We start from the raw sequence: 26,230 nt of genomic DNA on the forward strand, positions 1-26,230 counted from the left end.
TGCTTGATTCAGTTGTTAAAGAGCGGTTGGTTAAGATCTTTCGTCTCAACCGAGGCGCGCATTCTACAGCAGCCTCATTTGCTGTCAAGTGATTTTTTTCAGAAGTTTTCAAGGAATCCTTAACAACCTCAACCACTTGCGCTTCAGATCTCTCATCAGCGGGAGGCGAATTCTACAGCGTTACACGCTGCTGTCAACACCTCTTTTTCAACTTCCTTTTGGCTTCGATGACCTGAAGCACCTGCTATCGAAAACTGCGTAACTCATTGTTTATCAAGGAGTTTTCCGTTTCGACTGCGCCGGAAGTGGGGCGAATTATAGACACCTGAGATCTGCCGTCAACAGCTATTTTCACAATTCTGTCATAAAGGTCAAAAAAGCCCCGCAAACAAAAAGGCCGACCCAATGGGTCGGCCTTCTACGCCCCTCTACTTACAAGCTAGGGAAGGCGAATTGCGAAGCCTCGTGGGTCGCACGCTGTGGCCAGCGCTGGGTGATGGCCTTGCGGCGGGTGTAGAAACGCACGCCGTCCGGACCGTAGGCATGCAGGTCGCCGAACAGCGAGCGCTTCCAGCCACCGAAGCTGTGATAGGCGACCGGTACCGGCAGCGGTACGTTGACGCCAACCATGCCGACTTCGATCTCGTCGCAGAACAACCGCGCCGCTTCGCCGTCACGGGTGAAGATGCAGGTGCCGTTGCCGTATTCGTGATCGTTGATCAGCTGCATGGCTTCTTCCAGGCTGTTGACCCGAACGACACAGAGCACCGGCCCGAAGATCTCTTCTTTATAGATACGCATCTCTGGCGTGACGTTGTCGAACAGGCAGCCACCCAGGAAGAAACCTTCCTCGTGACCCGCCACGGTCAGACCACGACCGTCCACCACCAGCGTCGCGCCAGCGGCCACACCGTCTTCTACATAACCGCTGACTTTGTCGCGGGCCTGGCCGGTGACCAGAGGCCCCATGTCCAGACCGCAAGAAGTACCCGCGCCGATTTTCAGCGCCTGGATTTGCGGAACCAGTTTGGCCACCAACGCATCGGCCACCTGATCACCCACGCACACGGCCACCGAGATCGCCATGCAACGCTCGCCGCAGGAACCGTAGGCCGCGCCCATCAGTGCGCTGACGGCGTTGTCCAGGTCTGCATCCGGCATCAGCACGGCGTGGTTCTTCGCACCGCCCAGGGCCTGGACGCGTTTGCCGCGCTTGGTGCCTTCGGAATAGATGTATTCGGCAATCGGCGTCGAACCGACAAAGCTCAGCGCTTTGACTTCCGGCGCTTCGATCAATGCGTCCACCGCCGTCTTGTCACCGTGCACCACACTCAACACGCCTTTCGGCAGGCCGGCTTCGATCAACAGTTGAGCAATCAGCAGCGTCGAGCTTGGATCACGCTCGGACGGCTTGAGGATGAAACAGTTGCCGCAGACGATGGCCAACGGGTACATCCACAACGGCACCATGGCCGGGAAGTTGAACGGCGTGATACCGGCAACCACGCCCAGCGGCTGGAAGTCAGACCAGGCATCGATGTTCGGGCCGACGTTACGGCTGTATTCGCCCTTGAGGATTTCCGGGGCGGCGCAAGCGAACTCGACGTTCTCGATACCGCGCTTCAATTCACCGGCAGCATCTTCCAGGGTCTTGCCGTGCTCTTCGCTGATCAATTGCGAGATACGCGCCTCGTTCTGCTCCAGCAGTTGCTTGAAGCGGAACATCACCTGGGCACGCTTGGCCGGTGGCGTGTTGCGCCAGGCCGGGAACGCCGCCTTGGCAGCATCGATGGCGCTCTGGATGGTTTCGCGGGTCGCCAGCGGCAACTTGTGGATCGCCTGGCCGGTAGACGGGTTGAACACATCGACCGCGCGACCGTTCTCGGTCACCAGTTCGCCATTGATCAAATGCGGAATAACGCTCATGGAAGCTCCTGAAAGGTTGTCCACAGGCACCCGTTTCCGGGCGCCCGTTGTTTGTAGGTATATAGAAGGAGAAATCAGTCGATCTTGCTCAGCACTTCGCCGACCGCGTCGAACAGACGATCCAGGTCCTGCGGCTTGCTGTTGAAGGTTGGGCCGAACTGCAGGGTGTCGCCGCCGAAGCGTACGTAGAACCCGGCTTTCCACAGCGCCATGCCGGCTTCGAACGGACGCACGATTGCATCGCCGTCACGTGGAGCGATCTGGATCGCGCCGGCCAGGCCGAAGTTGCGGATGTCGATGATGTTCTTGGTGCCTTTGAGGCCGTGCAGCGCATTTTCGAAATGCGGTGCGACTTCAGCCACGTTCTGCACCAGGTTTTCCTTTTGCAGCAGGTCGAGTGCGGCAAGACCCGCGGCGCAAGCCACCGGGTGCGCGGAATAGGTATAGCCATGCGGGAACTCAACCGCGTATTCAGGCGTCGGTTGATTCATGAAGGTCTGGTAGATCTCGGAGCTGGCAATCACCGCGCCCATCGGGATCGCGCCGTTGGTGACTTGCTTGGCGATGCACATCAGGTCCGGGGTCACGCCGAAGGTGGTGGCGCCGAACATGGTGCCGGTACGGCCGAAACCGGTGATCACTTCGTCGAACACCAGCAGGATGTTGTGCTGGTCGCAGATTTCACGCAGACGCTTGAGGTAGCCCTGTGGCGGAACCAGCACGCCAGCGGAACCGGCCAGAGGCTCAACGAAAACGGCGGCGATGTTCGATGCGTCGTGCAGCTCGATCAGTTTCAGCAGTTCGTCGGCCAGGGCGATACCACCCTGCTCCGGCATGCCACGGGAGTAAGCGTTGCTGGCCAGCAGGGTGTGCGGCAGGTGGTCGACATCCATCATCGCCTGACCGAACAACTTGCGGTTGCCGTTCACGCCACCGAGGCTGGTGCCGGCGATGTTCACACCGTGGTAACCACGGGCGCGGCCGATCATTTTGGTCTTGGTCGCCTGGCCTTTGAGGCGCCAGTAAGCGCGAACCATCTTCACGGCGGTGTCAGCGCACTCGGAGCCCGAGTCAGTGAAGAACACGTGGTTCAGGTTGCCCGGGGTCAGGTCGGTGATTTTCTCGGCCAGTTGGAACGACAGCGGGTGGCCGTACTGGAAGGCTGGCGAGTAATCGAGAGTGCCCAGTTGCTTGGCGACCGCTTCCTGGATTTCCTTGCGGGTGTGCCCGGCGCCACAGGTCCACAGACCCGACAGCGAGTCATACACCTTGCGGCCCTTGTCGTCGATCAGCCAGCTGCCTTCGGCGCCAACGATCAGGCGTGGATCACGCTGGAAGTTACGGTTGGCGGTGTAAGGCATCCAGTGAGCATCAAGCTTGAGCTGGCTGGCCAGGGAAGACGGGGCGTTTTCAGGCAAGTTCATGGGCAAAATCTCGCAAGGCTATAAGCGGCGTAAGGATTGAAAACCGTTGTTGCAGCTAAATTGCCACGGGGATAAAGTCGGTGAAATGCAACTCTTCTAATGTTCAGTCAGCCTACTACTAAACTTTCGAGTAACCCGCATGAGCACTCGCCGTCCCGATCCGCTGGCCCAGGTCAGCGACTTTGATATTCGCCTGCTGCGGATCTTTCGCAGCGTGGTGGAGTGCGGCGGCTTTTCCGCGGCGGAAACCGTACTGGGCATCGGTCGCTCGGCGATCAGCCAGCAGATGAGCGACCTGGAGCAACGCCTCGGTCTGCGCCTGTGCCAACGGGGACGTGCGGGGTTTTCCCTGACCGAAGAAGGCCGCGAGGTCTATCAATCGGCGTTGCAACTGTTGAGTGCGCTGGAAAGTTTCCGCACCGAGGTCAACGGTCTGCACCAGCACTTGCGCGGCGAATTGATCATCGGCTTGACGGACAACCTCGTCACCCTGCCCCACATGCGCATCACCCATGCCCTCGCGCAGTTGAAAGAACGCGGCCCGGACGTGCAGATCCAGATCCGCATGATCGCGCCCAATGAAGTCGAACAAGGCGTGCTCGACGGCCGCCTGCACGTCGGCGTGGTGCCGCAGGCCAGCGCATTGTCGGGGCTGGAGTATCAACCGCTCTATAGCGAACGTTCGCTGTTGTACTGCGCGGTCGGCCATCCGCTGTTTTATGTCGACGATAAACAACTGGACGACGAACGCCTGAACAGCCAGGACGCCATCGCACCGACCTTCCGTTTGCCGGCGGAAATCCAGGCCCACTACCAGGCGCTCAATTGCACCGCCAGCGCCTCGGACCGCGAAGGCATGGCGTTCCTGATCCTGACCGGGCGCTATATCGGTTACCTGCCGGATCACTATGCGAGTCTTTGGGTGCAGCAAGGCCGATTGCGCGCGTTGAAAGCGAAAACTCGCTTCTATGACCTCAGCCTGGCGTCGGTCACCCGCAAGGGACGTCGCCCGCACCTGGTGCTGGAGAGTTTTCTGGAAAGCCTGGCCGCGACGCGTTAATGATCATTGCGCCTTATAAGGACTTGTCTGAAGCCGGTGGGTACGCTATCAACGCACTGGCCGTCCCACCCATCAGTTCGGAAGCGCTTATGACCTTTGAAGTCCCAGCCCACGGCGGCAGGCCCACCAGCCGCATTCGTCAGAAAAACGAAGAGACCATCATCAAGGCCGCCGAAGACGAGTTCGCCCGTCACGGTTACAAAGGCACGAGCATGAACACCATCGCCCAGAACGCCGGGTTGCCCAAGGCGAACCTGCATTACTACTTCACCAACAAGCTCGGCTTGTACGTGGCGGTGCTCAGCAACATCATCGAACTGTGGGACAGCACCTTCAACACCCTCACCGCCGAGGACGATCCGGCCGAAGCCCTGACCCGCTACATCCGCGCGAAAATGGAGTTTTCCCGCCGCCAGCCGCAAGCCTCGCGGATTTTTGCCATGGAAGTCATCAGCGGCGGCGAGTGCCTGACCGAGTACTTCAACCAGGATTACCGCGCCTGGTTCCAGAGTCGTGCGGGCGTGTTCCAGGCCTGGATCGACGCCGGTAAAATGGACCCGGTCGACCCGGTGCACCTGATCTTCCTGTTGTGGGGCAGCACCCAGCACTACGCCGACTTCGCCACGCAAATCTGCCGCGTCACCGGGCGCACCCGGTTGACCAAGCAAGACATGCAAGACGCCGGGGACAACCTGATCCGCATCATTCTCAAGGGCTGCGGCCTGAAACCTGCCATTTGATGACCTATGCCATTTACCCTCAGCGGTTTTTGCGAATACCGCGAAGAGATTCGCAAAAGTCGCTTCATCACCTTCGCGGAGCCCATTGCCAGCCCGGCCGAGGCCCAGGCGTTCATTGAACGACACAGTGACTTGAATGCCACGCACAACTGCTGGGCGTGGAAGCTCGGCCATCAGTATCGCAGCACGGATGACGGCGAACCCGGCGGTACGGCCGGCCGCCCGATCCTGGCGGCGATAGAGGCGCAGGATTGCGATCAGGTCGCGGTGCTGGTGATTCGCTGGTATGGCGGCATCCAGTTGGGCACCGGCGGGCTGGCCCGGGCCTATGGCGGCGGCGCGAACAAATGCCTGCAAGCGGCGCCAAAGATCGAGCTGATCAGCCGCGTGCCGCTGCGTTGCGCGTGCGGGTTTGCCGAGTTGGCCCTGGTCAAGCTGCGGGTGGCGGAGGCAGGTGGGCTGGTTGTGGATGAAACCTTCACCGCCAATGGCGTCGAATTGCAGTTGGCCGTGGGAGCTGCGCAGATCGATACCTTGCAATCACAACTGGCCGATTTGAGTCGCGGGCGCATTTTGTTGCAGCGCTGAAAGACGCCGGCACAGGCTGCGATCTTTTGGGGCACGGCGCTTTTTCACATATTCCATATTTGCCCACATCTGCTGTGCACCCGGCTGTGGATAACCTGAGCACATACCGCTGTAACCCTTCTGTCATGCGGCTTTGCGGACTTTGCTCATTTTTCGTCCAATTTGCCATCACGCACCTTAAATTTAAATAAAAACAATCAGTTACAACGGTTTATCGCCTTTAGAAGAAAGCCACTCAGTGCTTATGCCCATGCTTTGAGCTTGCGCACAAATACTGTGGAGCAATCTGTGGATAACCCGTTCATGGCCGTCCCGGCGCCATGTACAGCATGGCTTGTGGTCGTTTGCTCATTTTTTGAGCAAACCCCCACGAGCAAAATCGGGGCTTGATTCGCGGCATTGCCCCCATCTGGTGCCCGGCTCCGTGGGACACACTTGAAAGCGGCGTACTCAGCGCCTCGGCTCAACGGGCTCGAAAGTTTTCCTGACCTAATGGCCAGAAAATTGCTTTATCCACAGGCACAAGTCCAACAGCACCGAGCCTGTCATGCCCAATCCCGCTCCAGCCCCAGACCCTATTGCGCGCCTGCAACTGCGCAAAATCACCAAACGCTACCCCGGTTGCCTGGCCAACGATGGCATCGACCTGACCATTGCCCCTGGCGAGATCCATGCCCTGCTCGGTGAGAACGGCGCAGGCAAAAGCACGCTGATGAAGATCATCTACGGCGTCACCCACGCCGATTCGGGCGAAGTGATCTGGCAAGGTCAGCGGGTGAGCCTGCGCAACCCGGCCCAGGCGCGCGGTCTGGGCATCGGCATGGTGTTCCAGCACTTCTCGTTGTTCGAAACCCTGAGCGTGGCGCAGAACATCGCCCTGGCCATGGGCGCGGCGGCAGGCACACCGAAACAGCTTGAGCCGAAGATTCGCGAGGTGTCCCGGCGCTACGGCATGGCGCTGGAACCGGAGCGACTTGTCCACAGCCTGTCGATTGGCGAGCGGCAACGGGTGGAAATCATTCGCTGCCTGATGCAGGACATCCGCCTGCTGATTCTCGATGAACCGACCTCGGTGCTGACGCCGCAAGAGGCCGACGATTTGTTCGTCACCCTGCGCCGGCTCGCCGCCGAGGGCTGCAGCATTCTGTTCATCAGCCACAAGCTCGGCGAAGTCCGCGCGTTGTGCCATGGCGCGACGGTGCTGCGCGGCGGACGGGTGGCCGGGCATTGCGTGCCGGCCGAGTGCTCGGATCAGCAACTGGCGCGTTTGATGGTCGGTGAGGCGGCGGAGTTGATCGCCGACTATCCGAAGGTCATCGGCGGTGAGGCGTTCCTTGATGTGCGTGGACTGTCCTGGCACAACCCGGATCCGTTCGGCTGTTCGCTGAGCGACATCGACCTTGAAGTGCGCTGCGGTGAAATCGTCGGTATCGCGGGTGTCGCGGGCAACGGTCAGGATGAGTTGCTGGCCTTGCTCAGCGGCGAAGAGCGACTGCCCCGCGAAGCCAGCGCGACGATCCGTTTTGCCAGGGAGCCCGTCGCTCACCTGCGTCCCGATGCGCGCCGCCAACTGGGTCTGGCGTTCGTCCCCGCCGAGCGCCTGGGCCATGGCGCGGTGCCGGAGCTGAGCCTGGCGGATAACGCACTGCTGACCGCGTTCCAGCAGGGATTGGTGAGTAACGGCCTGATTCAGCGCGGTAAAGTCGAGGCGCTGGCCGAGGAGATCATCCGCCGCTTCGGCGTCAAGACACCCGATAGCCAGACGCCGGCCCGCAGCCTGTCCGGCGGCAACCTGCAGAAATTCATCCTCGGCCGGGAAATCCTCCAGCAACCCGCGCTGCTGGTCGCCGCGCACCCGACCTGGGGCGTGGACGTCGGTGCCGCCGCCACCATTCATCGCGCCTTGATTGCCTTGCGCGATGCCGGCGCGGCGATCCTGGTGATTTCCGAAGACCTCGACGAACTCTTCCAGATCAGCGACCGCCTCGGCGCCTTGTGCGGCGGCCGGCTGTCGGCACTCAGCGCCACCGTCGATACGCGCCTGAGCGATGTCGGCGGCTGGATGGCCGGCCAGTTCGCTGCCCCTCAATCACTCGCCACGCGTTAACGGAGTGTCACATGCTGCTTTCTCTTGAACCCCGCGGCCAGCAATCGCGCCTGATGCTGTGGTGCTCGCCGTTGCTGGCGGCTGCACTGACCCTGGGCTGTGGATCACTGTTGTTCATCGCGCTCGGGCATGACCCGCTGCTGACCTTGCACACGTTGCTGATCGCACCGGTCAGTGACCTGTACGGCGTCTCCGAATTGTTGGTCAAGGCCCTGCCGATCCTGCTCTGCGCATTGGGCCTGGCCGTCGCCTATCAGGCGCGTATCTGGAACATCGGCGCCGAAGGTCAACTGCTGCTCGGTGCGTTGGCCGGCAGTGCGCTGGCGGTGAACGTCATCGGCATGCAAAGCCGCTGGGCGCTGGTGCTGATTTTGCTCACCGGCACGCTTGCCGGCGCCGCGTGGGCCGGGCTGACGGCGTGGTTGCGCACGCGCTTCAACGCCAATGAGATCCTGACCAGCATCATGCTCAATTACATCGCCCTGAACCTTTTGCTGTATTGCGTGCACGGTCCACTGAAAGATCCAGAAGGTTTCAATTTTCCGCAATCGGCGATGTTCGGCGATGCCAGCCGCTTGCCGCTGTTGATGGAAGATGGCCGGGTTCACGCCGGGGTGTATTTCGCCCTGCTCGCGTTGGTGGCGGTCTGGGTATTGCTGCAGAAAAGCTTTGTCGGTTTCCAGATCAAAGTGCTCGGGTTGGACAAGCGCGCCGCCGGTTTCGTCGGCTTTCGCGAGAAGCGCCTGATCTGGCTCGCGCTATTGATCAGCGGTGGCCTGGCGGGGCTGGCCGGCGTGTGCGAAGTCAGCGGGCCTATCGGCCAGTTGGTGCCGCAGGTCTCGCCGGGCTACGGCTATGCGGCCATCACCGTGGCGTTTCTCGGCCGCCTCAATCCCGTCGGCATCCTGTTTTCCAGCCTGTTGATGGCGCTGCTGTACATCGGCGGCGAAAGCGCTCAGATGAGCCTGAACCTGCCACAGGCGATCACCCAATTGTTCCAGGGCATGATGCTGTTTTTCCTGCTGGCCAGTGATGTGCTGATCCTCTATCGCCCCCGCCTGAACCTGCGCTGGACCCGCCGCGCCCAAGCCACCGCCGTACACGCAGGAGCGTTGTGATGGATATCGATCTGCTGAGCAATATTTTCTACGCCATGGTCCGCTGCGGTACGCCGTTGCTGCTGGTGGCGCTGGGCGAACTGATCTGCGAGAAGAGCGGCGTTCTCAATCTGGGCCAGGAAGGCATGATGCTGTTTGGCGCGGTGATCGGTTTCATCGTCGCGTTCAACACCGGCAATCTGTGGCTCGGCGTGTTGCTGGCGATGTTCGCCGGGATGTTGCTGTCGTCGCTGTTTGCCCTGGTGGCGCTGCTGTTCAATGCCAATCAGGTCGCCACCGGCCTGGCCCTGACGATTTTCGGCGTGGGCCTGTCGACCTTCGTCGGTGCGGCGTGGGTCGGCAAGCCGCTGGCAGGGTTCGAGCCGATGGCGATTCCCTATCTGAGTGAAATCCCGCTGATCGGGCGGATGCTGTTTGCCCAGGATCTGTTGGTGTACCTGTCGTTCGCGCTGTTTGCGCTGGTGGCCTGGGTGATTCTGAAAAGCCGCGTGGGCTTGATCATTCAGGCGGTCGGGGAAAACCCGGATGCAGCCAGCGCCATGGGCTTGCCGGTACTGGCGGTGCGCACCCTCGCGGTGTTGTTCGGCGGTGCAATGGCCGGGTTGGCGGGGGCCTATCTATCGCTGGCCTACACGCCGATGTGGGCGGAGAACATGAGCGCCGGTCGCGGCTGGATTGCCCTGGCGCTGGTGGTGTTCGCCAGTTGGCGGGTGTGGCGCCTGTTGCTCGGCGCCTACCTGTTCGGCCTCGCCAGCATCCTGCACCTGGTGGCGCAGGGGTTGGGGCTGGCGATTCCTTCGAGTCTGCTGGCGATGCTGCCGTATGTCGCGACCATTGTGGTGTTGGTGCTGCTGTCGCGCGACGCGCTGCGCACACGGTTGTATGCGCCGGTGTCGTTGGGGCAGCCGTGGCAGGCTGGGCATTAGTGGTTGACTGGTGTGGCCTCATCGCGAGCAAGCTCGCTCCCACAAGGATATTGCGGTACCTGTGGGAGCGGGCTTGCCCGCGATGGCGTCCGCACAGGCAACACTTGAGCAATGCCCCACGCCAACTCAAAGAACAAGAAAACCACCAGAATCGAACTCGCACCCCGGCTCAGGGCATAAGCCTGCCAGGCCGAGAACAGGAATCTGGCCACGGCGTCATACCGCCCAAACACCTGCTGCGGATCACGAATCCGCAGTACGGACCACACGCAGACAATCGACCCCAGCAGATTCGCCATCAACATGTGCACCGGTTCGAACGGCGGCAGTTCACCGGGTAAATTCAATGCCTGACTCACCCCGGTCAAAACCCCATGCAACGCCGCAAAACTCCACGGCGTGACAAACGCGACCGTCACGATCAGGTCGTACCAGGCACTGCCTTGCACCAACCGGCGATATTGCGCTGTAGTCCACATCGACATTGCTCCATCAATTCAGGGAGCAACAAGGCTAAAGCCTGGAGTATGCTCCAGGGTCAAGCCCCTTCGAGACGTGATGATGCGCATCGGTGAATTAGCCCAGGCCAGCGCCGTCAGCCGCGACACGCTGCGCTTTTACGAGCAGCGCGGGTTGATCGCCGCGCAACGCAGTGCCAACGGGTATCGCGACTACCCGCCAGACATGGTGCAGCTGGTGCAGTACATCAAGACCGCCCAACGGCTGGGCTTTACCCTCGGCGAGATCGGTGACAGCGTCGCTGCAATCTGGCAGTCGCCCGACCCGGACAGCGCCGTCACGCAATTGCTGCAAGACAAACTCAAGCTGATCGAAGCCCGCATGACCGAACTCGGCGCCCTGCGCGACGAGTTGCAACAACGGCTCGGGCAACAGTGTCCATTGAATCCACGACTCTGAATTTTCAAGGAAGCCACTCATGTCCAAGGCAAAAACCGCACTCATCATCGGCGCCTCCCGAGGGCTTGGCCTCGGGCTGGTGAAAACCCTGCTGGCCGATGGCTGGCAAGTCACCGCCACCGTGCGCGACCCGCAAAAAGCCGAAGCCTTGCAGGCTTTGGGCAAGGTGCGCATCGAGAAGCTCGACATGGACGATCAGCAAGCGGTGTCCGCCCTGAGCCAACAACTCAAGGGCGAGGTGTTTGACCTGTTGTTCGTCAATGCCGGGGTCAAGGGGCCGGAGGTCCAGACGCCCAACGGCGGCGCGACAATGGCCGAAGTCGGTCAGCTGTTTTTCACCAACGCCGTGGCGCCGATCAACCTGGCCCAGCGTTTTGTCGAGCAACTGCGCCCGGATACCGGCGTGCTGGCCTTCATGAGTTCGGTGCTGGGTAGCGTGACCATGCCCGATGCGCCGGAACTGGCACTGTACAAGGCCAGCAAGGCGGCGCTGAACTCCATGACCAACAGCTTCGTCACCCAGTTGGGCGAAACCGGCCTCACCGTGCTGTCGCTGCACCCGGGCTGGGTGAAAACCGACATGGGCGGTGAAGGCGCGGACATCGATGTCGATACCAGCACCCGTGGCCTGGTTGATCAGGTGAACGCGTTTGTCGGCAAGGGCGGGCATCACTTCATCAATTACCGGGGTGAAACCATTCCCTGGTAATCACCTCCGCCCAAAGGGGGGTGTTGTCCTGTCTGGTCGGGCTTGCCCGCCAGAGCGTTTTGATCGACACTGCGCACCTCGCCTCCCCGGCGAACCTGGATCAGCAGACAGGACAACACTGAGCTGGCAACCCTGAACCCAACTTTCAGAGGAGCCGGCAACATGCCTGCGACCCGTACCTGGTTAAAAAATCCCCTCGCCATTTTCACCTCCAACGGTCTCGATGCCCGTGGTGGCCTGGTGCTGCAAGACGGTTTGATCGTCGAAGTGCTTGGCGTCGGCCAACAACCGTCCGCGCCGTGCAATGAAGTGTTCGATGCCCGCGAGCATGTGATCCTGCCGGGCCTGATCAATACCCATCATCACTTCTATCAAACCCTGACCCGCGCCTGGGCGCCGGTGGTCAATCAGCCGCTGTTCCCCTGGTTGAAAACCCTGTACCCGGTCTGGGCACGCCTGACCCCGGAAAAGCTCGCACTCGCCACCAAGGTCGCACTCGCTGAATTGCTGCTGTCCGGTTGCACCACCGCAGCCGACCACCACTACCTGTTCCCGGAAGGTCTGGAAAACGCCATCGACGTTCAGGTCGAAAGCGTTCGCGAGCTGGGCATGCGCGCCATGCTGACCCGCGGTTCCATGAGCCTCGGTGAAAAGGACGGTGGCCTGCCGCCGCAACAGACCGTGCAGGAAGGCGAAGTGATTCTCGCCGACAGCCAGCGACTGATCGCCGAATACCACGAACGCGGTGACGGCGCGCAAATCCAGATCGCCCTGGCACCGTGCTCGCCGTTCTCGGTGACCCCGGAAATCATGTCGGCCAGCGCTGAACTTGCAAACAAACTCGACGTGCGCCTGCACACCCACCTGGCCGAAACCCTCGACGAAGAAGACTTCTGCCTGCAGCGCTTCGGCCTGCGCACCGTGGACTATCTGGACAGTGTCGGCTGGCTCGGCCCGCGCACCTGGCTGGCCCATGGCATCCATTTCAACCCGGACGAGATCGCCCGACTCGGCGCCGCCGGCACCGGTATTTGCCATTGCCCGAGTTCCAACATGCGCCTGGCCTCGGGCATCTGCCCGAGCATCGAGCTGACCGATGCCGGTGCCTTGCTTGGTTTGGGCGTGGACGGCTCGGCGTCCAACGATGCTTCGAACATGATGCTCGAAGCGCGTCAGGCGCTGTACATCCAGCGCCTGCGTTACGGCGCCGAGAAGATCACCCCGGAGCGCGTGCTCGGCTGGGCGACCAAAGGTTCGGCAAGTCTGCTGGGCCGTACGGACATCGGCGAACTGGCGGTGGGCAAACAGGCCGACCTGGCCCTGTTCAAGCTGGATGAACTGCGCTTCTCCGGCAGCCATGATCCAGTCTCGGCACTGCTGCTGTGCGGCGCCGATCGCGCGGACCGGGTGATGGTCGGCGGCAAGTGGCGAGTGATCGATGGCCAGGTCGAAGGGCTGGACCTGAAGGGCTTGATTGCTGATCACAGCCAGGCGGCACGGCAGTTGATCGCCGGGACCTAAAGCACCGAAGATCCAATGTGGGAGCGAGCTTGCTCGCGATGACGGCATGTCAGTCGACATATTTTGTGAATGACACACCGCTATCGCGAGCAAGCTCGCTCCCACAGTTTTTTTGTGGTGTTCTTAAAGGCCAAGCAACGACAACATGATGAACGTCGCAAACAACACGAAGTGCGTCATGCCTTCGATGGCGTTGGTTTCGCCGTCATTGAGGTTGATCGCGCTGACGATAAGGGTGAGAAAAACCATCACGGTCTGCACCGGGGTCATGGCCATCTGGAATGGCTGGCCGGTATAGAGCGCCATCGCCTCCATCACCGGCACCGTCAGGATCACCGTCGACAACGACGCGCCCAAGGCGATGTTGACCACCGACTGCATGCGGTTGGCCAGTGCCGCGCGCAATGCGGTCAAAATCTCCGGCGCCGCGGATATCGCCGCCACCAGGATCGCCGTGATCACCGGCGGTGCCCCCGTTCCTTCCAGCCCCAGATCGAGGGTCTTGGACATCACTTCGGCCAGTGCGCCAATCACCACTACCCCAAACACCAGGGTGCCGATACTCAGCACCAGATTGATCGGCTGCGGTTCTGCGCCAGGCTCCTTCCTGCGGCGCTTGTCCGGGTAGCTGTAGCTGAAAAAATAGCTGTGCGGCCCGACCTGCATGCGCAGGAACAAGGCGTAGAGCACCACCATCGCGCCGATGGTAAAGGCTGAATAGAGCTTCCATCGTGCTTCTGGAATGAACTCCGGCACCACCATCGAGACGCCCATGGCGGTGAGGATCATCACGCCGTAGCTGCGCGCCGAATCGTCGTTATAGGACTGTTCGCCGTGCTTGAGCCCGCCCATCAACGCCGCGAGCCCCAGGATGCCATTGATGTCGAGCATCACCGCCGAATAGATCGTGTCGCGCACCAGCGTCGCCGAGGCTTCGTTGCTCATCATGATCGCCAGGATCACCACTTCCACCAGCACGGCGGCCAGGGTCAGGATCATCGTGCCGTAGGGATCGCCGACCTTCTCCGCCAGCAACTCGGCCTGATGGGCGACGCGCATGGAGGCGGCGACGATGAAGGCGATCAGCACCAGCCCGCTCGCCAGCGCGACGACCTGGCCGCTGTGCAGCATCCAGTGCTCCAGCGGATAAGCCACGCACGCGGCGATCAGCGCCAACAGCAGGAAACTTTCTTGCTTGAGGGTCGTGAGCATGGCGAGCCTTTTTGCCGAGTGGAACCGATGAGCTACTGACTGCGGGATGGCGCTGACGGTTCGTTTTACCTTAGCGCACCAAGAGCAGGCAGCCGGTTTGGCAGGTGCACTTTTATCGGACTTACCGGCCTCTTCGCGAGCAGGCTCGCTCCCACAGAGATTGCGGCGCTTTTGTGGGAGCGAGCCTGCTCGCGAAAGCATCACCTCGGTCTTGAGGTGTTTGTTGTCTTGTTGGTCAGCAATTTGCATTGCCCTGTGCAAGCCCGAGAGCCCAGCCAACCTCACAACAAAATGGAGTTTCAATTCATGCATAAACGTCCGTTGAAGAAGCTGCTTTGCGCCATTGCGGCGGCCATGGGCCTGAGCGCCAGCCTGGGTGCCAGTGCCAACGACCCGCTGAAAGTCGGCTTCGTCTATATCGGCCCGATCGGCGACCACGGCTGGACGTATCAGCATGAACAGGGGCGCAAGGAACTCGCGGAAAAATTCGGCGCGCAGATCACCACCAACTACGTGGAAAACGTCGCCGAAGGCGCCGACGCCGAGCGGGTGATCCGCAACATGGCCAAGGACAAATACGACCTGATCTTCACCACCTCCTTCGGCTACATGAACCCCACCGTGAAAGTTGCCAAACAGTTTCCCAAGGTGACCTTCGAACACGCCACCGGCTACAAGCAAGACAAGAACCTCGGCACTTACCTGGCGCGCACTTATGAGGGCCGCTACGTCGGCGGCTTCCTCGCGGCGAAGATGACCAAGACCAAGAAGATCGGCTACGTCGCGTCGTTTCCGATCCCGGAGGTGATCCGCGACATCAACGCCATCCAGCTGGCCCTGAACAAGTACAACCCCGGCACCGAGATCAAGGTGGTGTGGGTCAACTCCTGGTTCGACCCGGGCAAGGAAGCGGATGCCGCCAACGCCCTGATCGACCAGGGCGTGGACGTGGTGTTCCAGCACACCGACAGCCCGGCGCCGATCCAGGCCGCCGAGCGTCGCGGCGTGTATGCCGTAGGCTACGCTTCGGACATGGCGCACTTCGGACCGAAGGCGGTGCTGACCTCCATCGTCAACGACTGGGGCCCGCACTACATTCAGGCCGCCCAAAGCGTGATCGACCATGACTGGAAGTCCCAGGACTACTGGGGCGGCCTGAAAGAGGGCACGGTTGAGCTGCCGATCAGCGACCTGGTGCCGGCAGCGGTGAAAAACGAAGCCGAACAGCTCATCGCCAATATCAAGAGCGGTGCGCTGCAGCCGTTCACCGGGCCGATCAAGGATCAGTCCGGCGTCGAAAAAATCCCGGCGGGCGTGAGCGCGACCACGGCGGAGCTGGCGTCGATGAATTACTACGTGGAAGGCATGAAGGCCGAAATACCGAAGTAACGGTTTAACCACAACACAAAACCCTGTGGGAGCGAGCCTGCTCGCGAAGGCGTCTGTACACTCAACATTGATGTTGGCTGACACACCGCATTCGCGAGCAGGCTCGCTCCCACATATGATCTTCATCGCGTTCAAGGATTGCGTATGAACAGCCTCCCCATCATCGACATCACCCCGCTATACAGCGCAGACCCATCCGCCTGGCCGCCCGTGGCCAAACAAATCGACCACGCCTGTCGCGAGTGGGGTTTCTTCTACATCAAGGGCCATCCGATTTCAGCGGCGCGCATCGACGCCCTTCTCGACCACGCCAAACGCTTCTTCGCCCAACCCGCCACCGAAAAACTCAGGATCGACATCACCCAGACCCGCCATCATCGCGGCTATGGCGCCATTGCCACCGAGCAACTGGACCCGAGCAAACCCAGCGACCTCAAGGAAACCTTCGACATGGGCCTGCACCTGCCGGCCGACCATCCTGACGTGCTGGCGGAAAAACCCTTGCGCGGCCCCAATCGCCATCCGTCGATACCCGGCTGGCAAGCGCTGATGGAGCAACATTACGTCGACATGCAGAGCCTCGCGCAAACGCTGTTGCGGGCGATGACCATGGCGCTGGGGATCGAGCGCGACTTCTTCGACAAACGCTTCAACGACCCGGTCAGCGTGCTGCGGATGATCCATTACCCGCCGCGCCATACTGCCAGTTCCACCGAGCAGCAAGGCGCCGGCGCCCACACCGACTACGGTTGCATCACCCTGCTCTATCAGGACGCCGCCGGCGGCTTGCAGGTACGCAACGTCAAGGGCGAATGGATCGACGCGCCGCCCATCGAAGGTACGTTCGTGGTCAACCTTGGCGACATGATGGCGCGCTGGAGCAACGACCGTTACCTGTCGACGCCGCACCGGGTGATCAGCCCGCTCGGCGTGGATCGTTATTCAATGCCGTTCTTCGCCGAGCCGCACCCCGATACCCGTATCGAATGCCTGCCCGGCTGCCGTGATGAATCGCACCCGGCGAAATACCCGGTCACCACCTGCGCCGAGTTCCTGCTCTCGCGCTTCGCCGACACCTACGCTTATCGAAGGGAACCGCAAGCGGTGTGATGAACCGCCTGGTCAGGTTTTACCAATTGTTGCGGCAACCCTCTGTAGAATGGCGACCATTGCACCTGATGAGAAAAGAATTATGTACGACTGGCTGAACGCCCTGCCCAAGGCAGAACTGCACCTGCACCTGGAAGGCTCGCTGGAACCCGAGCTGCTGTTCGCCCTGGCCGAGCGCAACAAGATCGCCTTGCCATGGGACGACGTCGAAACCTTGCGCAAGGCGTATGCCTTCAACAACCTGCAGGAGTTCCTCGACCTGTATTACCGGGGTGCCGATGTGCTGCGCACGTCCCAGGATTTCTATGACCTGACCTGGGCATACCTGCTGCGCTGCAAAGAGCAGAACGTGATTCACACCGAACCGTTCTTCGACCCGCAGACCCACACCGACCGTGGCATCCCGTTCGAAGTCGTGCTCAACGGCATCGCCGCGGCACTGAAGGATGGCGAACAGCAACTGGGTATCACCAGCGGTTTGATCCTGAGCTTCCTGCGCCACCTGAGCGAAGACGAGGCACAGAAAACCCTCGACCAGGCGCTGCCGTTCCGCGATGCGTTCGTCGCCGTGGGCCTGGACAGTTCCGAGATGGGCCACCCGCCGAGCAAGTTCCAGCGTGTGTTCGATCGTGCCCGTCACGAAGGCTTCCTGACCGTCGCCCACGCCGGTGAGGAAGGCCCGCCCGAATACATCTGGGAAGCCATCGACCTGCTGAAAATCCAGCGCATCGACCATGGCGTGCGCGCCATCGAAGACGAGCGCCTGATGCAGCGAATCATCGATGAGCAGATCCCGCTGACCGTGTGCCCGTTGTCGAACACCAAGCTTTGCGTGTTCGATCACATGTCGCAGCACAACATTCTCGACATGCTGGAACGCGGCGTGAAAGTGACCGTGAACTCCGACGACCCGGCGTACTTCGGCGGTTATGTCACCGAGAACTTCCATGCCCTGCACACCCATCTGGGCATGACCCAGGACCAGGCCAAACGCCTGGCGCAGAACAGTCTCGATGCGCGGTTGGTAAAACTGTAGGAGCTGGCTTGCCAGCGATGGCGCCCTCTCTTTCAACAAAAAAGCTGAATGTGGCGCCGCCGACGCCGGCAAGCCGGCTCCTACAGCGCCATTTCCAACTCGGCCTCCCGGGCAAAGCGATGGATCTCGCGTTGCCCGGAGGCTGTCACCTGCAAGACTCGGGAATCGTTGAGCAGGCTCAGCCACCCCGACTGCATGAACAGTTGCAACAATGCCGCGCCCAGAGAGCCGCCCATGTGCGGGCGTCTTTCGCTCCAGTCCGGGCATGCGCAGGCGATCCTGCCGTTGTGATGGGCCAGCGCCTGGACGAACACGCCTCGTGCCGCCAACTCCGTCGCGCCCTTGAGCGTGACCTTGACCCGCTGATCTGAATGTTCGATCCAGCCGGCCTCCAGCAATCGCTGATACAGGTCGGCGGACAGGGTGCCTCCCAAGTGATCGTCGCACAGCCGGGCACTCAGCAAAGACGAACGCACTGACCGGGGTTTGACCAGCGGCGTAGGGCGCTTGAACACCTGCGCAGTATCCTGGGGTGCGCTGGCGAAGGTCGCGCTGGCCAGCGCTTCGATTGCCGCGCCGACCTCGGGAGCGGCCAGGCGGAAGAAACGTTTGCGGCCACGGCTTTCAACCTTCAACAGACCTCCAGCGGACAAACGTCCCAGGTGTGCACTGGCCGAAGACGGTGACAGGCCGGCCAGCAATGCCAACTCTTCGGTTGTTCGCGCGGAACCGTCCATCAAGGCCCACATCATCGCGCTGCGCTTTGGGTCAGCCAGCAATGTGGCGATCTGGCTGATGCAAGGTGCATGTTCCATGTATTCACTCCCTGTTGAATCGTTTCGTCTTCTGCCCAGAGTCATCTTGACCAGTATCGACGCTACTTCCATGACGAGGGCGTTAGTATATGCGGGTTGATCGCCGGATCCTGTCCTCTGCCCGGCATAGGTGGTGATCGTGCCTGAGAGAAATTTCTCTTTTTTCGTGCGATTAATGAGCGATATCCGCAACGCCCGGAAATTGACTACTCAACGAAGAGCATCGGCTGACAAGCATTTCGCGCAACAGGTTCACCGGCTTGCTCAATTGCGCCCGATGGGCACACAACAGATTCAACGGTGCGCGCTCACAGAGCAGTTCCGGCATCAACACCTTCAAGCGACCGGCCAGTACATCGGCGGCGACATCGAGCCAGGATTTGTAGGCGATCCCGGCACCGGCCACGGCCCACAGGCGAACGACATCGGCATCGTCACTGAAGCGATCGCCGCTGACGGTCAGGCTGACTTCGCGTTTGCCGTCGTGAAAACTCCAGTGATCGTGGACCCGGCTGCCGAGCATGTACAACAGGCAATTGTGCTGCGCCAGTTGCTCCAGATGCCGTGGCTCGCCATGGCGTGCCAGATAGTCGGGAGCGGCACACAGTACCCGGCGGTTCTGCGGGGCGATGGGCAGCGCCACCAGGCTGGAGTCTTCCGGCTCACCGTAACGCAGGGCAATGTCCACCGGTTGGCGAAACAGGTCGGCGATACGGTCCCCCAGCAGCAGGCGCACGGTCAGTTTCGGATGTTCGCGCTGAAACTCGTCAAGCCAGGGCAACAGCAGATTGCGGCCAAAGTCCGATGGCGCCGACAACTGCAGCACCCCGCTGACCTGGTCCTGACCACTGGCCAGCAATCGCCGGCCCTCATCGAGATGACTCAGGGCCGCCCGGGCGTATTCGAGAAAGCCCTCGCCTTCGGCGGTCAGGCGCAGGCTGCGGGTCGAGCGGGCCAACAAACGCACGCCGAGTTGCTGTTCGATGCGCTTGAGCGCCGCACTGGCAACCGCCGCCGACATGTCCATGCCCCGCGCGGCGGCGGACAGACTGCCCAGGTCCGCCGCCCGGACAAACAACTGCAAGTCATCGAAACGCAGCATTCAGAACACCGATTATCAAAAAAATATTGAAAGAGACTGCTCTTTTAGCCGGTTTTATCTTCAGGAGAAATAGCCAATCATCTCTCCATCGAATCTCTTCCCTTATCCGTGTTCTGGAGCCGCCCCATGAAAGCCATTGCCTACTACGCCTCGTTGCCGATCAGTGATGACAACGCACTGCAAGACATCGAACTGCCGGATCCGGTTGCCGGTCCCCGCGACTTGCTGGTGGAAGTCAAAGCCATCTCGGTCAACCCGGTGGACACCAAGGTGCGCCAGAACGTCCAGCCCGAAGGCGGCGCGGCCAAGGTGCTGGGTTGGGACGTGGCCGGTGTGGTCAAGGCGGTGGGCAGTGAAGTGACGCTGTTCAAGTCCGGCGACAAGGTGTTCTACGCCGGCTCCATTGCGCGAGCAGGCGGCAACAGCGAGTTGCATGTGGTGGACGAGCGCATCGTCGGTCACATGCCCAAGACCCTGGGTTTCGCCGAAGCAGCGGCCCTGCCGCTCACCGCGATCACGGCGTGGGAACTGTTGTTCGAACGCCTGCAAGTCCGTGAAGGCAAAACCGCTGAAGGCCAGAGCCTGCTGATCGTCGGCGCGGCGGGTGGCGTGGGATCGATTCTCACGCAGCTCGCTCACCAACTCACGGCCCTGAAAGTCATCGGCAGCGCTTCGCGTCCACAGACTCAAAGCTGGGTAAAGGAACTGGGCGCCGACCTGGTGATCGACCATGGTCAGCCACTGAGTGAAGCCCTCAAGGATGCCGGGGTGGATCAGGTCACCCACGTCGCCAGCCTGACCCAGACCGACCAGCATCTGGACCAACTGGTCGAGGCATTGGCGCCCCAAGGCAAACTGGCGCTGATCGATGACCCCAAGTCGCTGGACGTGACCAAGCTCAAGCGCAAGAGCCTGTCACTGCACTGGGAGTTCATGTACACCCGCTCGCTGTTTGAAACCGCTGACATGATCGAGCAGCACAACCTGCTCAATCGCGTCGCCGGGCTGATCGACGCCGGGACCCTGAAAACCACGGTGGGCGAACACTTCGGCACGATCAACGCGGCCAATCTGCGCCGTGCCCATGCCCTGCTGGAAAGCGGCAAGGCCAAGGGCAAGATCGTGCTGGAAGGGTTCTGAAGCGGGGGTTTTCCACTGCGACCGGGACGTCCCGGTCGCTGACAGCCCCTGTGAAGGCCATCGTAAAGCCATGTTTTTTTTAGTTACAAACCGTCAGTCCGACAGTTACCTCTTGTCACAATCGTGCTCGTATTCAGGACTACAATCGAATCTCCTGCGAGGCAGTCTTTTTGCGTAACGTCTTTTACAAGAGGAGATCGGCTATGAAGATCCTGATAAAAGAACTGGCAAAATCCCAGTGGCAAGTCCGTCTTGATCAGCATGCGGTAACGTTCCGCAGCGAAGCAGAAGCTCGCGCTTTCACGCGCACTCTCGAAGCCCGCATCCACGCCCCTCACCAGATTCCCCCCCTTCACCCGCAGCAGGCAGCCGGCTGATTCCAGCCTCAAACCTGGGTTTGCGCCAACGCCCGGGCCTTTTGCAAGCGCCGGGTGAATATCGCCACGCCCACCACCAGAATTCCACACAGGCTGATGACCATCGCCATCGGCACGGCGCTGCCGTCGTGCAGCACGCCCACCAGCGCAGAGGCACCGGCAGCCACGCTGAATTGCAGGCAACCGAGCAACGCCGAAGCGCTGCCAGCCCGCGCACCCTGCCCGTTCATCGCGAGGGCCGCGGCATTCGGACTGATGCAACCAAGGCTGGCGATACAGACGAACAACGGAATCAGCAGTGGCCACAGTTGTGCCGGGTGCAGGGAGCTGACCGCGAGCAGGGTCAAACCGGCTGCCAGATAAACCCACACCGCGCGCGCCAGCAAGAACATCGGGCCACGTTTGGCCAATAACCGCGCATTGACCTGCGCCACCAGAATGAAGCCCGCCGCATTGATGCCGAACAGCCAGCCGAAATGCTCGGCCGCAACGCCGTAAAGCTTGATGATGATGAAGGGTGAACCGGCGATGTAGGCAAACATCCCCGCGATGGCGATGCCCCCGGTCAAGGCATGGCCGAGGAACACCCGGTCGGCCAGCAACCGGCCGTACTGACGCAGCGCACCCGACAACGGTTGACGCGGCATGTGGGCCGGCATGCTTTCCGGCAATCCCGTCGCAACCGCCAGCCCCGCCAGCGCACTGAAACCGGTCAAGGCCAGGAAGATCGACTGCCAGCCCGCCGTGTTGACCAACAATCCACCCAGCAATGGCGCGAGGATGGGCGCAAGCCCCATCACCAGCATCAACTGCGAAAAGACTTTCGCCGAACCCACCGCATCACACTTGTCGCTGACCACCGCCCGGGAAATCACCATCCCCGCGCAACCGCCCAGCGCCTGGATAAAACGTGCGCCGATCAGCCATTCCAGATTCGGCGCATAGGCGCACGCCACGGAGGCGACGGTGAACAGGCCGACACCGATGAGCAACGGAATGCGTCGCCCGAAACGATCCGCCACCGGGCCATAGGCCAACTGACCGATGGACAAGCCGAGGAAGTACGCCGCCAAGGTCATCTGGACGTGATTTTCGTCCGTCCCGAAAGCCAGGGCCATGGCCGGGAACGCTGGCAGATAGAAATCGATCGCCAGCGGACCGAAAGCGCTCAAGGCGCCGAGAATCAAAATGGTACGAAAGTTCATCAAGCATCCAGTGAGGCAGAAGTCGGCAGCCCGACAGTCTAGCCGCGCATGGACTTCTTGAACATTCCGGTAGCTCGCTAACTATTAAAATCAGGCCAGTTTGACGCCGTAGCCCTCTTCACTGATCGCCTCGATCACTTGCTGGGCGCTCAGCGCACTTTCGACACCGACCTCCCTGGCTGCCAGATCGACCCGCACACTGGCTGCCGGATCCCTGGCCTGCACCGCTTGAGTGATGGCCTTGACGCAGTGGCCACAAGACATGCCTTCAACGTTGAACACTTGCATGGGATGACTCCTTTTCCGAGGGTTGGGGCCAGTTTCGAGCTTGCCACCATGGCAAGGTCAAGTTCTGAAGTTAGCTGCCGGGCTGGCAATCGGCACGACGCTCGGCCAAGCTGCGTCCATCAATGACTCGAACTCAGGAGATTCAGCCATGCGCTGGTCAGTTTTCAGCCTGTTTGGCTTTCTCAGCCTTTTCGCCGCCACGCCTTCGGTCAATGCTGCCGGTCAGGATTATGGCGTGCTGATCATTTCCCGCGAGCGCCTGGAAGTTGCCACCAGTTGCGAAATCGGGGTGTATATCCAGGATCAACTGGCGGCGCGGCTGTTTCAGGAACAGAGCACCTCGTTCAACCTGCCGCCGGGCATTGTCTCGCTGCGCCTCAAACTGCTGCCGGGCCAGGCGCCGGGTTGCAATGCGGGCATGCTCGCGCCGGGGTCGCAGGACATCCAGCTCAAGGCCGGGGATGTGCTCAAGTACCGCATCGCGATGACGCAGGAAGGGATGTACCTCAAGCGCGCCGGTCTCGGCTACTGATCGGCTGCTTGATCTGAAACATGGCACTTGACCTTGCCAGCGTGGCAAGGTTGATCCTGTGGTCATCTACTACAGGGAGTGCGACCGATGTCCGAATCCACCACGTTCGACCTGCCGATTGCCGGCATGACCTGCGCCAGTTGCGCCGGGCGGGTCGAGCGCGCCTTGAGCAAAGTCATTGGCGCCAGTGCCGTCAGCGTCAACCTCGCCACTGAACAGGCGCGGGTCCAGGCACCCGCCGACAGCCTGCCGGCCCTGATGGACGCCGTGGCCAGGGCCGGCTACAGCGTGCCACAACACAACCTGGAACTGAGCATCGACGGCATGACCTGTGCGTCCTGCGTCGGCAGGGTCGAGCGTGCGCTGGGCAAGGTGGCGGGAGTAAAAAGCGTCAGCGTCAACCTGGCCAACGAACGCGCCCACCTTGAACTGCTCGGCCGGATCGACCCGCAAAGCCTGATCGCCGCCGTGAGCAAGGCCGGTTACAGCGCCAGCGTATGGGAAGCCGCACACCCGCCCACCGACAACCAGCAGCAACGCCTGCATCGCGAACGCCTGGCCTTGATCATGGCCATTGCCCTCGCCTTGCCATTGGTGTTGCCGATGCTGCTGCAACCGTTCGGCGTGCACTGGATGCTGCCGGCCTGGGCGCAGTTCGCCCTCGCCACGCCGGTGCAATTCATCTTCGGTGCACGGTTTTACGTCGCCGCGTGGAAAGCCGTGCGCGCCGGGGCCGGCAACATGGATCTGCTGGTGGCCCTGGGCACCAGCGCCGGTTATGGCTTGAGCCTGTACGAATGGGCCACCGCCGCCGGGCGCATGCCGCATCTGTATTTCGAAGCCTCGGCGGTGGTGATCGCGCTGGTGCTGCTGGGCAAGTACCTGGAAAGCCGCGCCAAGCGCCAGACCGCCAGCGCCATCCGCGCCCTCGAAGCCTTGCGTCCGGAACGGGCGATCCGGGTGATCGATGGCCACGAGCAAGAAGTCGCCATCAGCGACCTGCGCCTCGATGACCTGGTGATGGTCAAACCCGGTGAACGCTTCCCGGTGGATGGCGAAGTGGTCGAAGGCCAGAGCCACGCCGACGAAGCCCTGATCAGTGGCGAGAGCCTGCCGGTGCCCAAGCAGCCCGGCGACACCGTCACCGGCGGCGCGATCAACGGTGAAGGCCGGTTGCTGGTGCGCACCCGGGCCCTCGGTGCGGAAACCGTGCTGGCGCGGATCATCCGCCTGGTGGAAGACGCCCAGGCCGCCAAGGCGCCGATCCAGAAACTGGTGGATAAAGTCAGCCAGGTGTTCGTGCCCACCGTGCTGGTCATTGCCCTGGCGACGCTGATCGGCTGGCTGCTTTATGGTGCGCCGATGGAAACCGCGCTGATCAACGCCGTGGCAGTGCTGGTGATCGCTTGCCCGTGCGCCCTGGGCCTGGCCACGCCGACGGCGATCATGGCCGGCACCGGCGTGGCGGCGCGCTACGGGATTCTGATCAAGGACGCCGAAGCACTGGAGCGTGCCCATGAAGTCAGCGCGGTGGTGTTCGACAAGACCGGCACCCTGACCTCCGGCGCCCCGCGCATTGCACATCTGAGTGCCGTCGACGGTGATGAAGCGAGCCTGCTGCAATTGGCCGGCGCCCTGCAACGCGGCAGTGAGCATCCGCTGGCCAAGGCTGTCCTGGATGCCTGTGCCGAGCGTGGAATGAAGGTGGCCGATGTCAGCGACAGCCAATCCCTGACTGGTCGCGGCATCGCCGGCAGCCTCGAAGGGCGCCGCCTGGCGCTGGGCAATCGTCGCCTGCTGGAGGATAGCGGCTTGAATGCCGGGGCGCTGGCCGACTCGGCTATCGCGTGGGAAAAAGAAGGCCGGACCTTGTCCTGGCTGATCGAACAAACTCCCGAACCACGGGTATTGGGCCTGTTCGCCTTCGGTGACACGCTCAAGCCCGGCGCACTGCAAGCGGTGCAACAACTGAGCGCACGCAATATCAGCAGCCACCTGCTGACCGGCGACAATCGCGGTAGCGCCAGGGTGGTCGCCGAGGCGCTGGGCATCAATGACGTGCATGCCGAAGTGCTGCCGGCGGACAAAGCCGCCACCGTCGCCGCCTTGAAAGAAACCGGCGTGGTGGCGATGGTCGGTGACGGCATCAACGACGCCCCGGCACTGGCCGCCGCCGATATCGGCATCGCCATGGGCGGCGGCACCGACGTCGCCATGCACGCGGCCGGCATCACCCTGATGCGCGGTGATCCGCGACTGGTGCCGGCCGCGCTGGAGATCAGCCGCAAGACTTACGCCAAGATCCGCCAGAACCTGTTCTGGGCCTTCGTCTATAACCTGATCGGCATTCCGCTGGCGGCGTTCGGCTTCCTCAATCCGGTGCTGGCTGGTGCGGCCATGGCGTTGTCGAGCGTCAGCGTGGTGAGCAATGCGCTACTGTTGAAAACCTGGAAACCCAAGGACCTGGAGGACAACCGATGAACATCGGCCAAGCGGCCCGCCACAGCGGCCTGAGCGCGAAGATGATCCGTTATTACGAATCCATCGGCCTGCTCAAGGCAGCCCATCGCACCGACAGCGGCTACCGGGTATACGGCGACGGCGACCTGCACACACTGGCGTTCATCAAGCGCTCGCGGGACCTGGGGTTTTCCCTGGAAGAAGTCGGCAAGCTGCTGACTCTCTGGCAAGACCGCCAGCGCGCCAGCGCCGACGTGAAAGCCCTGGCCCGCCAGCACATCGATGAGTTGAACCGGAAGATCCGTGAGCTGGGGCAGTTGCGCGACACCTTGCAGGACCTGGTTGAGCACTGTCATGGCGATCATCGGCCGGATTGCCCGATTCTGAAGAATCTGGAATCGGGGTGTTGTGCTGAACCGGCTCAAGCCTGATGCATTGAAGCCGGCTGTACCGACGCCATCGCGGGCAAGCCCGCTCCCACAGTGTTTGCGGCCGATCACAAATTCTGCACACATGCACAAATCCCT

25 protein-coding genes are annotated in these 26,230 nt (G+C 61.5%); 17 read left to right on the forward strand and 8 right to left on the reverse strand.

Annotation, left to right across the window (positions count from 1 at the left end; all coding sequences use genetic code 11):
* Positions 1–432: 432 nt before the first annotated feature.
* Both EI969_RS03495 and EI969_RS03500 read right to left on the reverse strand, forming a co-directional pair.
* Positions 433–1,926 (reverse strand): CoA-acylating methylmalonate-semialdehyde dehydrogenase, encoded by a 1,494-nt coding sequence (locus tag EI969_RS03495; protein WP_160385952.1) that lies wholly within the window; start codon positions 1,924–1,926, stop codon positions 433–435.
* A 74-nt stretch (positions 1,927–2,000) separates the two neighbouring features.
* Positions 2,001–3,350: an aspartate aminotransferase family protein gene (locus tag EI969_RS03500; protein ID WP_160385953.1), complete on the reverse strand. Its 1,350-nt coding sequence runs from the start codon at positions 3,348–3,350 to the stop codon at positions 2,001–2,003.
* Between the two features lie 139 nt (positions 3,351–3,489).
* On the opposite strand from EI969_RS03500, the gene EI969_RS03505 reads away from it, so the two are divergent.
* The 6 genes from EI969_RS03505 (at position 3,490) to EI969_RS03530 (ending at position 9,889) form a co-directional block, all read left to right on the forward strand.
* The gene (locus EI969_RS03505; protein ID WP_007971880.1) at positions 3,490–4,410 is read left to right on the forward strand and encodes a LysR family transcriptional regulator; all 921 of its coding nucleotides are present in this window, start codon (positions 3,490–3,492) and stop codon (positions 4,408–4,410) included.
* An 89-nt stretch (positions 4,411–4,499) separates the two neighbouring features.
* Positions 4,500–5,150, forward strand: a complete 651-nt coding sequence (locus EI969_RS03510; protein ID WP_160385954.1) for a TetR/AcrR family transcriptional regulator — start codon at positions 4,500–4,502, stop codon at positions 5,148–5,150.
* 6 nt (positions 5,151–5,156) lie between these two features.
* Positions 5,157–5,738, forward strand: a complete 582-nt coding sequence (locus EI969_RS03515; protein WP_160385955.1) for a YigZ family protein — start codon at positions 5,157–5,159, stop codon at positions 5,736–5,738.
* 547 nt (positions 5,739–6,285) lie between these two features.
* On the forward strand, positions 6,286–7,845 hold the full coding sequence (locus tag EI969_RS03520) for an ABC transporter ATP-binding protein (RefSeq protein ID WP_160385956.1): 1,560 nt from the start codon (positions 6,286–6,288) through the stop codon (positions 7,843–7,845).
* Between the two features lie 11 nt (positions 7,846–7,856).
* Positions 7,857–8,963, forward strand: coding sequence for an ABC transporter permease (locus EI969_RS03525; protein ID WP_160385957.1), 1,107 nt, complete (start codon positions 7,857–7,859; stop codon positions 8,961–8,963).
* Positions 8,963–9,889 carry an ABC transporter permease gene (locus EI969_RS03530; protein ID WP_150719197.1) on the forward strand — a complete coding sequence of 309 codons (927 nt, stop codon included), beginning with the start codon at positions 8,963–8,965 and terminating at the stop codon, positions 9,887–9,889. The genes EI969_RS03525 and EI969_RS03530 overlap by 1 nt, the downstream gene beginning before the upstream one ends.
* Here the strand turns inward: EI969_RS03530 and EI969_RS03535 are convergent.
* Positions 9,886–10,368 carry a hypothetical protein gene (locus tag EI969_RS03535; protein WP_160385958.1) on the reverse strand — a complete coding sequence of 161 codons (483 nt, stop codon included), beginning with the start codon at positions 10,366–10,368 and terminating at the stop codon, positions 9,886–9,888. The genes EI969_RS03530 and EI969_RS03535 overlap by 4 nt on opposite strands.
* 82 nt (positions 10,369–10,450) lie before the next feature.
* Here EI969_RS03535 and EI969_RS03540 point away from each other — a divergent pair, with 82 nt between their 5' ends.
* The 3 genes from EI969_RS03540 (at position 10,451) to EI969_RS03550 (ending at position 13,037) form a co-directional block, all read left to right on the forward strand.
* Complete coding sequence (locus EI969_RS03540) at positions 10,451–10,807, forward strand: MerR family transcriptional regulator (RefSeq protein ID WP_150719199.1); 357 nt, start codon at positions 10,451–10,453, stop codon at positions 10,805–10,807.
* 19 nt (positions 10,808–10,826) lie between these two features.
* On the forward strand, positions 10,827–11,516 hold the full coding sequence (locus EI969_RS03545; RefSeq protein ID WP_150719195.1) for an SDR family oxidoreductase: 690 nt from the start codon (positions 10,827–10,829) through the stop codon (positions 11,514–11,516).
* Between the two features lie 162 nt (positions 11,517–11,678).
* Positions 11,679–13,037 (forward strand): 8-oxoguanine deaminase, encoded by a 1,359-nt coding sequence (locus tag EI969_RS03550; RefSeq protein WP_150719194.1) that lies wholly within the window; start codon positions 11,679–11,681, stop codon positions 13,035–13,037.
* Positions 13,038–13,160: 123 nt separating this feature from the next.
* On the opposite strand, the gene EI969_RS03555 is transcribed toward EI969_RS03550, so the two are convergent.
* A complete protein-coding gene (locus tag EI969_RS03555) occupies positions 13,161–14,249 on the reverse strand; it encodes a calcium:proton antiporter (protein WP_160385959.1) in 1,089 nt (362 codons plus the stop codon).
* Positions 14,250–14,555: 306 nt separating this feature from the next.
* On the opposite strand from EI969_RS03555, the gene EI969_RS03560 reads away from it, so the two are divergent.
* The 3 genes from EI969_RS03560 to EI969_RS03570 all read left to right on the forward strand — a co-directional run bounded on the left by EI969_RS03560 (position 14,556) and on the right by EI969_RS03570 (position 17,784).
* Positions 14,556–15,638 (forward strand): BMP family ABC transporter substrate-binding protein, encoded by a 1,083-nt coding sequence (locus EI969_RS03560; protein ID WP_160385960.1) that lies wholly within the window; start codon positions 14,556–14,558, stop codon positions 15,636–15,638.
* Positions 15,639–15,782: 144 nt separating this feature from the next.
* Positions 15,783–16,748, forward strand: a complete 966-nt coding sequence (locus EI969_RS03565; RefSeq protein WP_160385961.1) for an isopenicillin N synthase family oxygenase — start codon at positions 15,783–15,785, stop codon at positions 16,746–16,748.
* A gap of 82 nt (positions 16,749–16,830) precedes the next feature.
* Positions 16,831–17,784 carry an adenosine deaminase gene (locus tag EI969_RS03570; protein ID WP_160385962.1) on the forward strand — a complete coding sequence of 318 codons (954 nt, stop codon included), beginning with the start codon at positions 16,831–16,833 and terminating at the stop codon, positions 17,782–17,784.
* Positions 17,785–17,864: 80 nt separating this feature from the next.
* On the opposite strand, the gene EI969_RS03575 is transcribed toward EI969_RS03570, so the two are convergent.
* Entirely contained in the window at positions 17,865–18,599 is a 735-nt protein-coding gene (locus EI969_RS03575; protein WP_160385963.1) for a helix-turn-helix transcriptional regulator, read from the reverse strand.
* Between the two features lie 172 nt (positions 18,600–18,771).
* Complete coding sequence (locus EI969_RS03580; RefSeq protein ID WP_160385964.1) at positions 18,772–19,701, reverse strand: LysR family transcriptional regulator; 930 nt, start codon at positions 19,699–19,701, stop codon at positions 18,772–18,774.
* 126 nt (positions 19,702–19,827) lie between these two features.
* On the opposite strand from EI969_RS03580, the gene EI969_RS03585 reads away from it, so the two are divergent.
* The gene (locus tag EI969_RS03585; RefSeq protein ID WP_160385965.1) at positions 19,828–20,841 is read left to right on the forward strand and encodes a zinc-binding alcohol dehydrogenase family protein; all 1,014 of its coding nucleotides are present in this window, start codon (positions 19,828–19,830) and stop codon (positions 20,839–20,841) included.
* Between the two features lie 203 nt (positions 20,842–21,044).
* Positions 21,045–21,218, forward strand: coding sequence for a hypothetical protein (locus EI969_RS30215; RefSeq protein ID WP_178120536.1), 174 nt, complete (start codon positions 21,045–21,047; stop codon positions 21,216–21,218).
* Between the two features lie 8 nt (positions 21,219–21,226).
* Here EI969_RS30215 and EI969_RS03590 read toward each other — a convergent pair whose 3' ends face one another.
* Both EI969_RS03590 and EI969_RS03595 read right to left on the reverse strand, forming a co-directional pair.
* Complete coding sequence (locus EI969_RS03590) at positions 21,227–22,423, reverse strand: multidrug effflux MFS transporter (protein WP_160385966.1); 1,197 nt, start codon at positions 22,421–22,423, stop codon at positions 21,227–21,229.
* A 90-nt stretch (positions 22,424–22,513) separates the two neighbouring features.
* Positions 22,514–22,711 carry a heavy-metal-associated domain-containing protein gene (locus tag EI969_RS03595; RefSeq protein WP_160385967.1) on the reverse strand — a complete coding sequence of 66 codons (198 nt, stop codon included), beginning with the start codon at positions 22,709–22,711 and terminating at the stop codon, positions 22,514–22,516.
* Between the two features lie 148 nt (positions 22,712–22,859).
* On the opposite strand from EI969_RS03595, the gene EI969_RS03600 reads away from it, so the two are divergent.
* The 3 genes from EI969_RS03600 to cueR all read left to right on the forward strand — a co-directional run bounded on the left by EI969_RS03600 (position 22,860) and on the right by cueR (position 26,134).
* On the forward strand, positions 22,860–23,243 hold the full coding sequence (locus tag EI969_RS03600; protein ID WP_160385968.1) for a hypothetical protein: 384 nt from the start codon (positions 22,860–22,862) through the stop codon (positions 23,241–23,243).
* Positions 23,244–23,330: 87 nt separating this feature from the next.
* Positions 23,331–25,724 carry a heavy metal translocating P-type ATPase gene (locus EI969_RS03605; RefSeq protein ID WP_160385969.1) on the forward strand — a complete coding sequence of 798 codons (2,394 nt, stop codon included), beginning with the start codon at positions 23,331–23,333 and terminating at the stop codon, positions 25,722–25,724.
* Positions 25,721–26,134, forward strand: a complete 414-nt coding sequence (gene cueR / locus EI969_RS03610; protein ID WP_160385970.1) for a Cu(I)-responsive transcriptional regulator — start codon at positions 25,721–25,723, stop codon at positions 26,132–26,134. Before EI969_RS03605 ends, cueR begins: the two co-directional genes overlap by 4 nt.
* The last annotated feature ends 96 nt before the right edge of the window (positions 26,135–26,230 follow it).

The sequence above is a fragment of the Pseudomonas sp. PB101 genome, from assembly GCF_009764265.1.
GTDB lineage: Bacteria > Pseudomonadota > Gammaproteobacteria > Pseudomonadales > Pseudomonadaceae > Aquipseudomonas.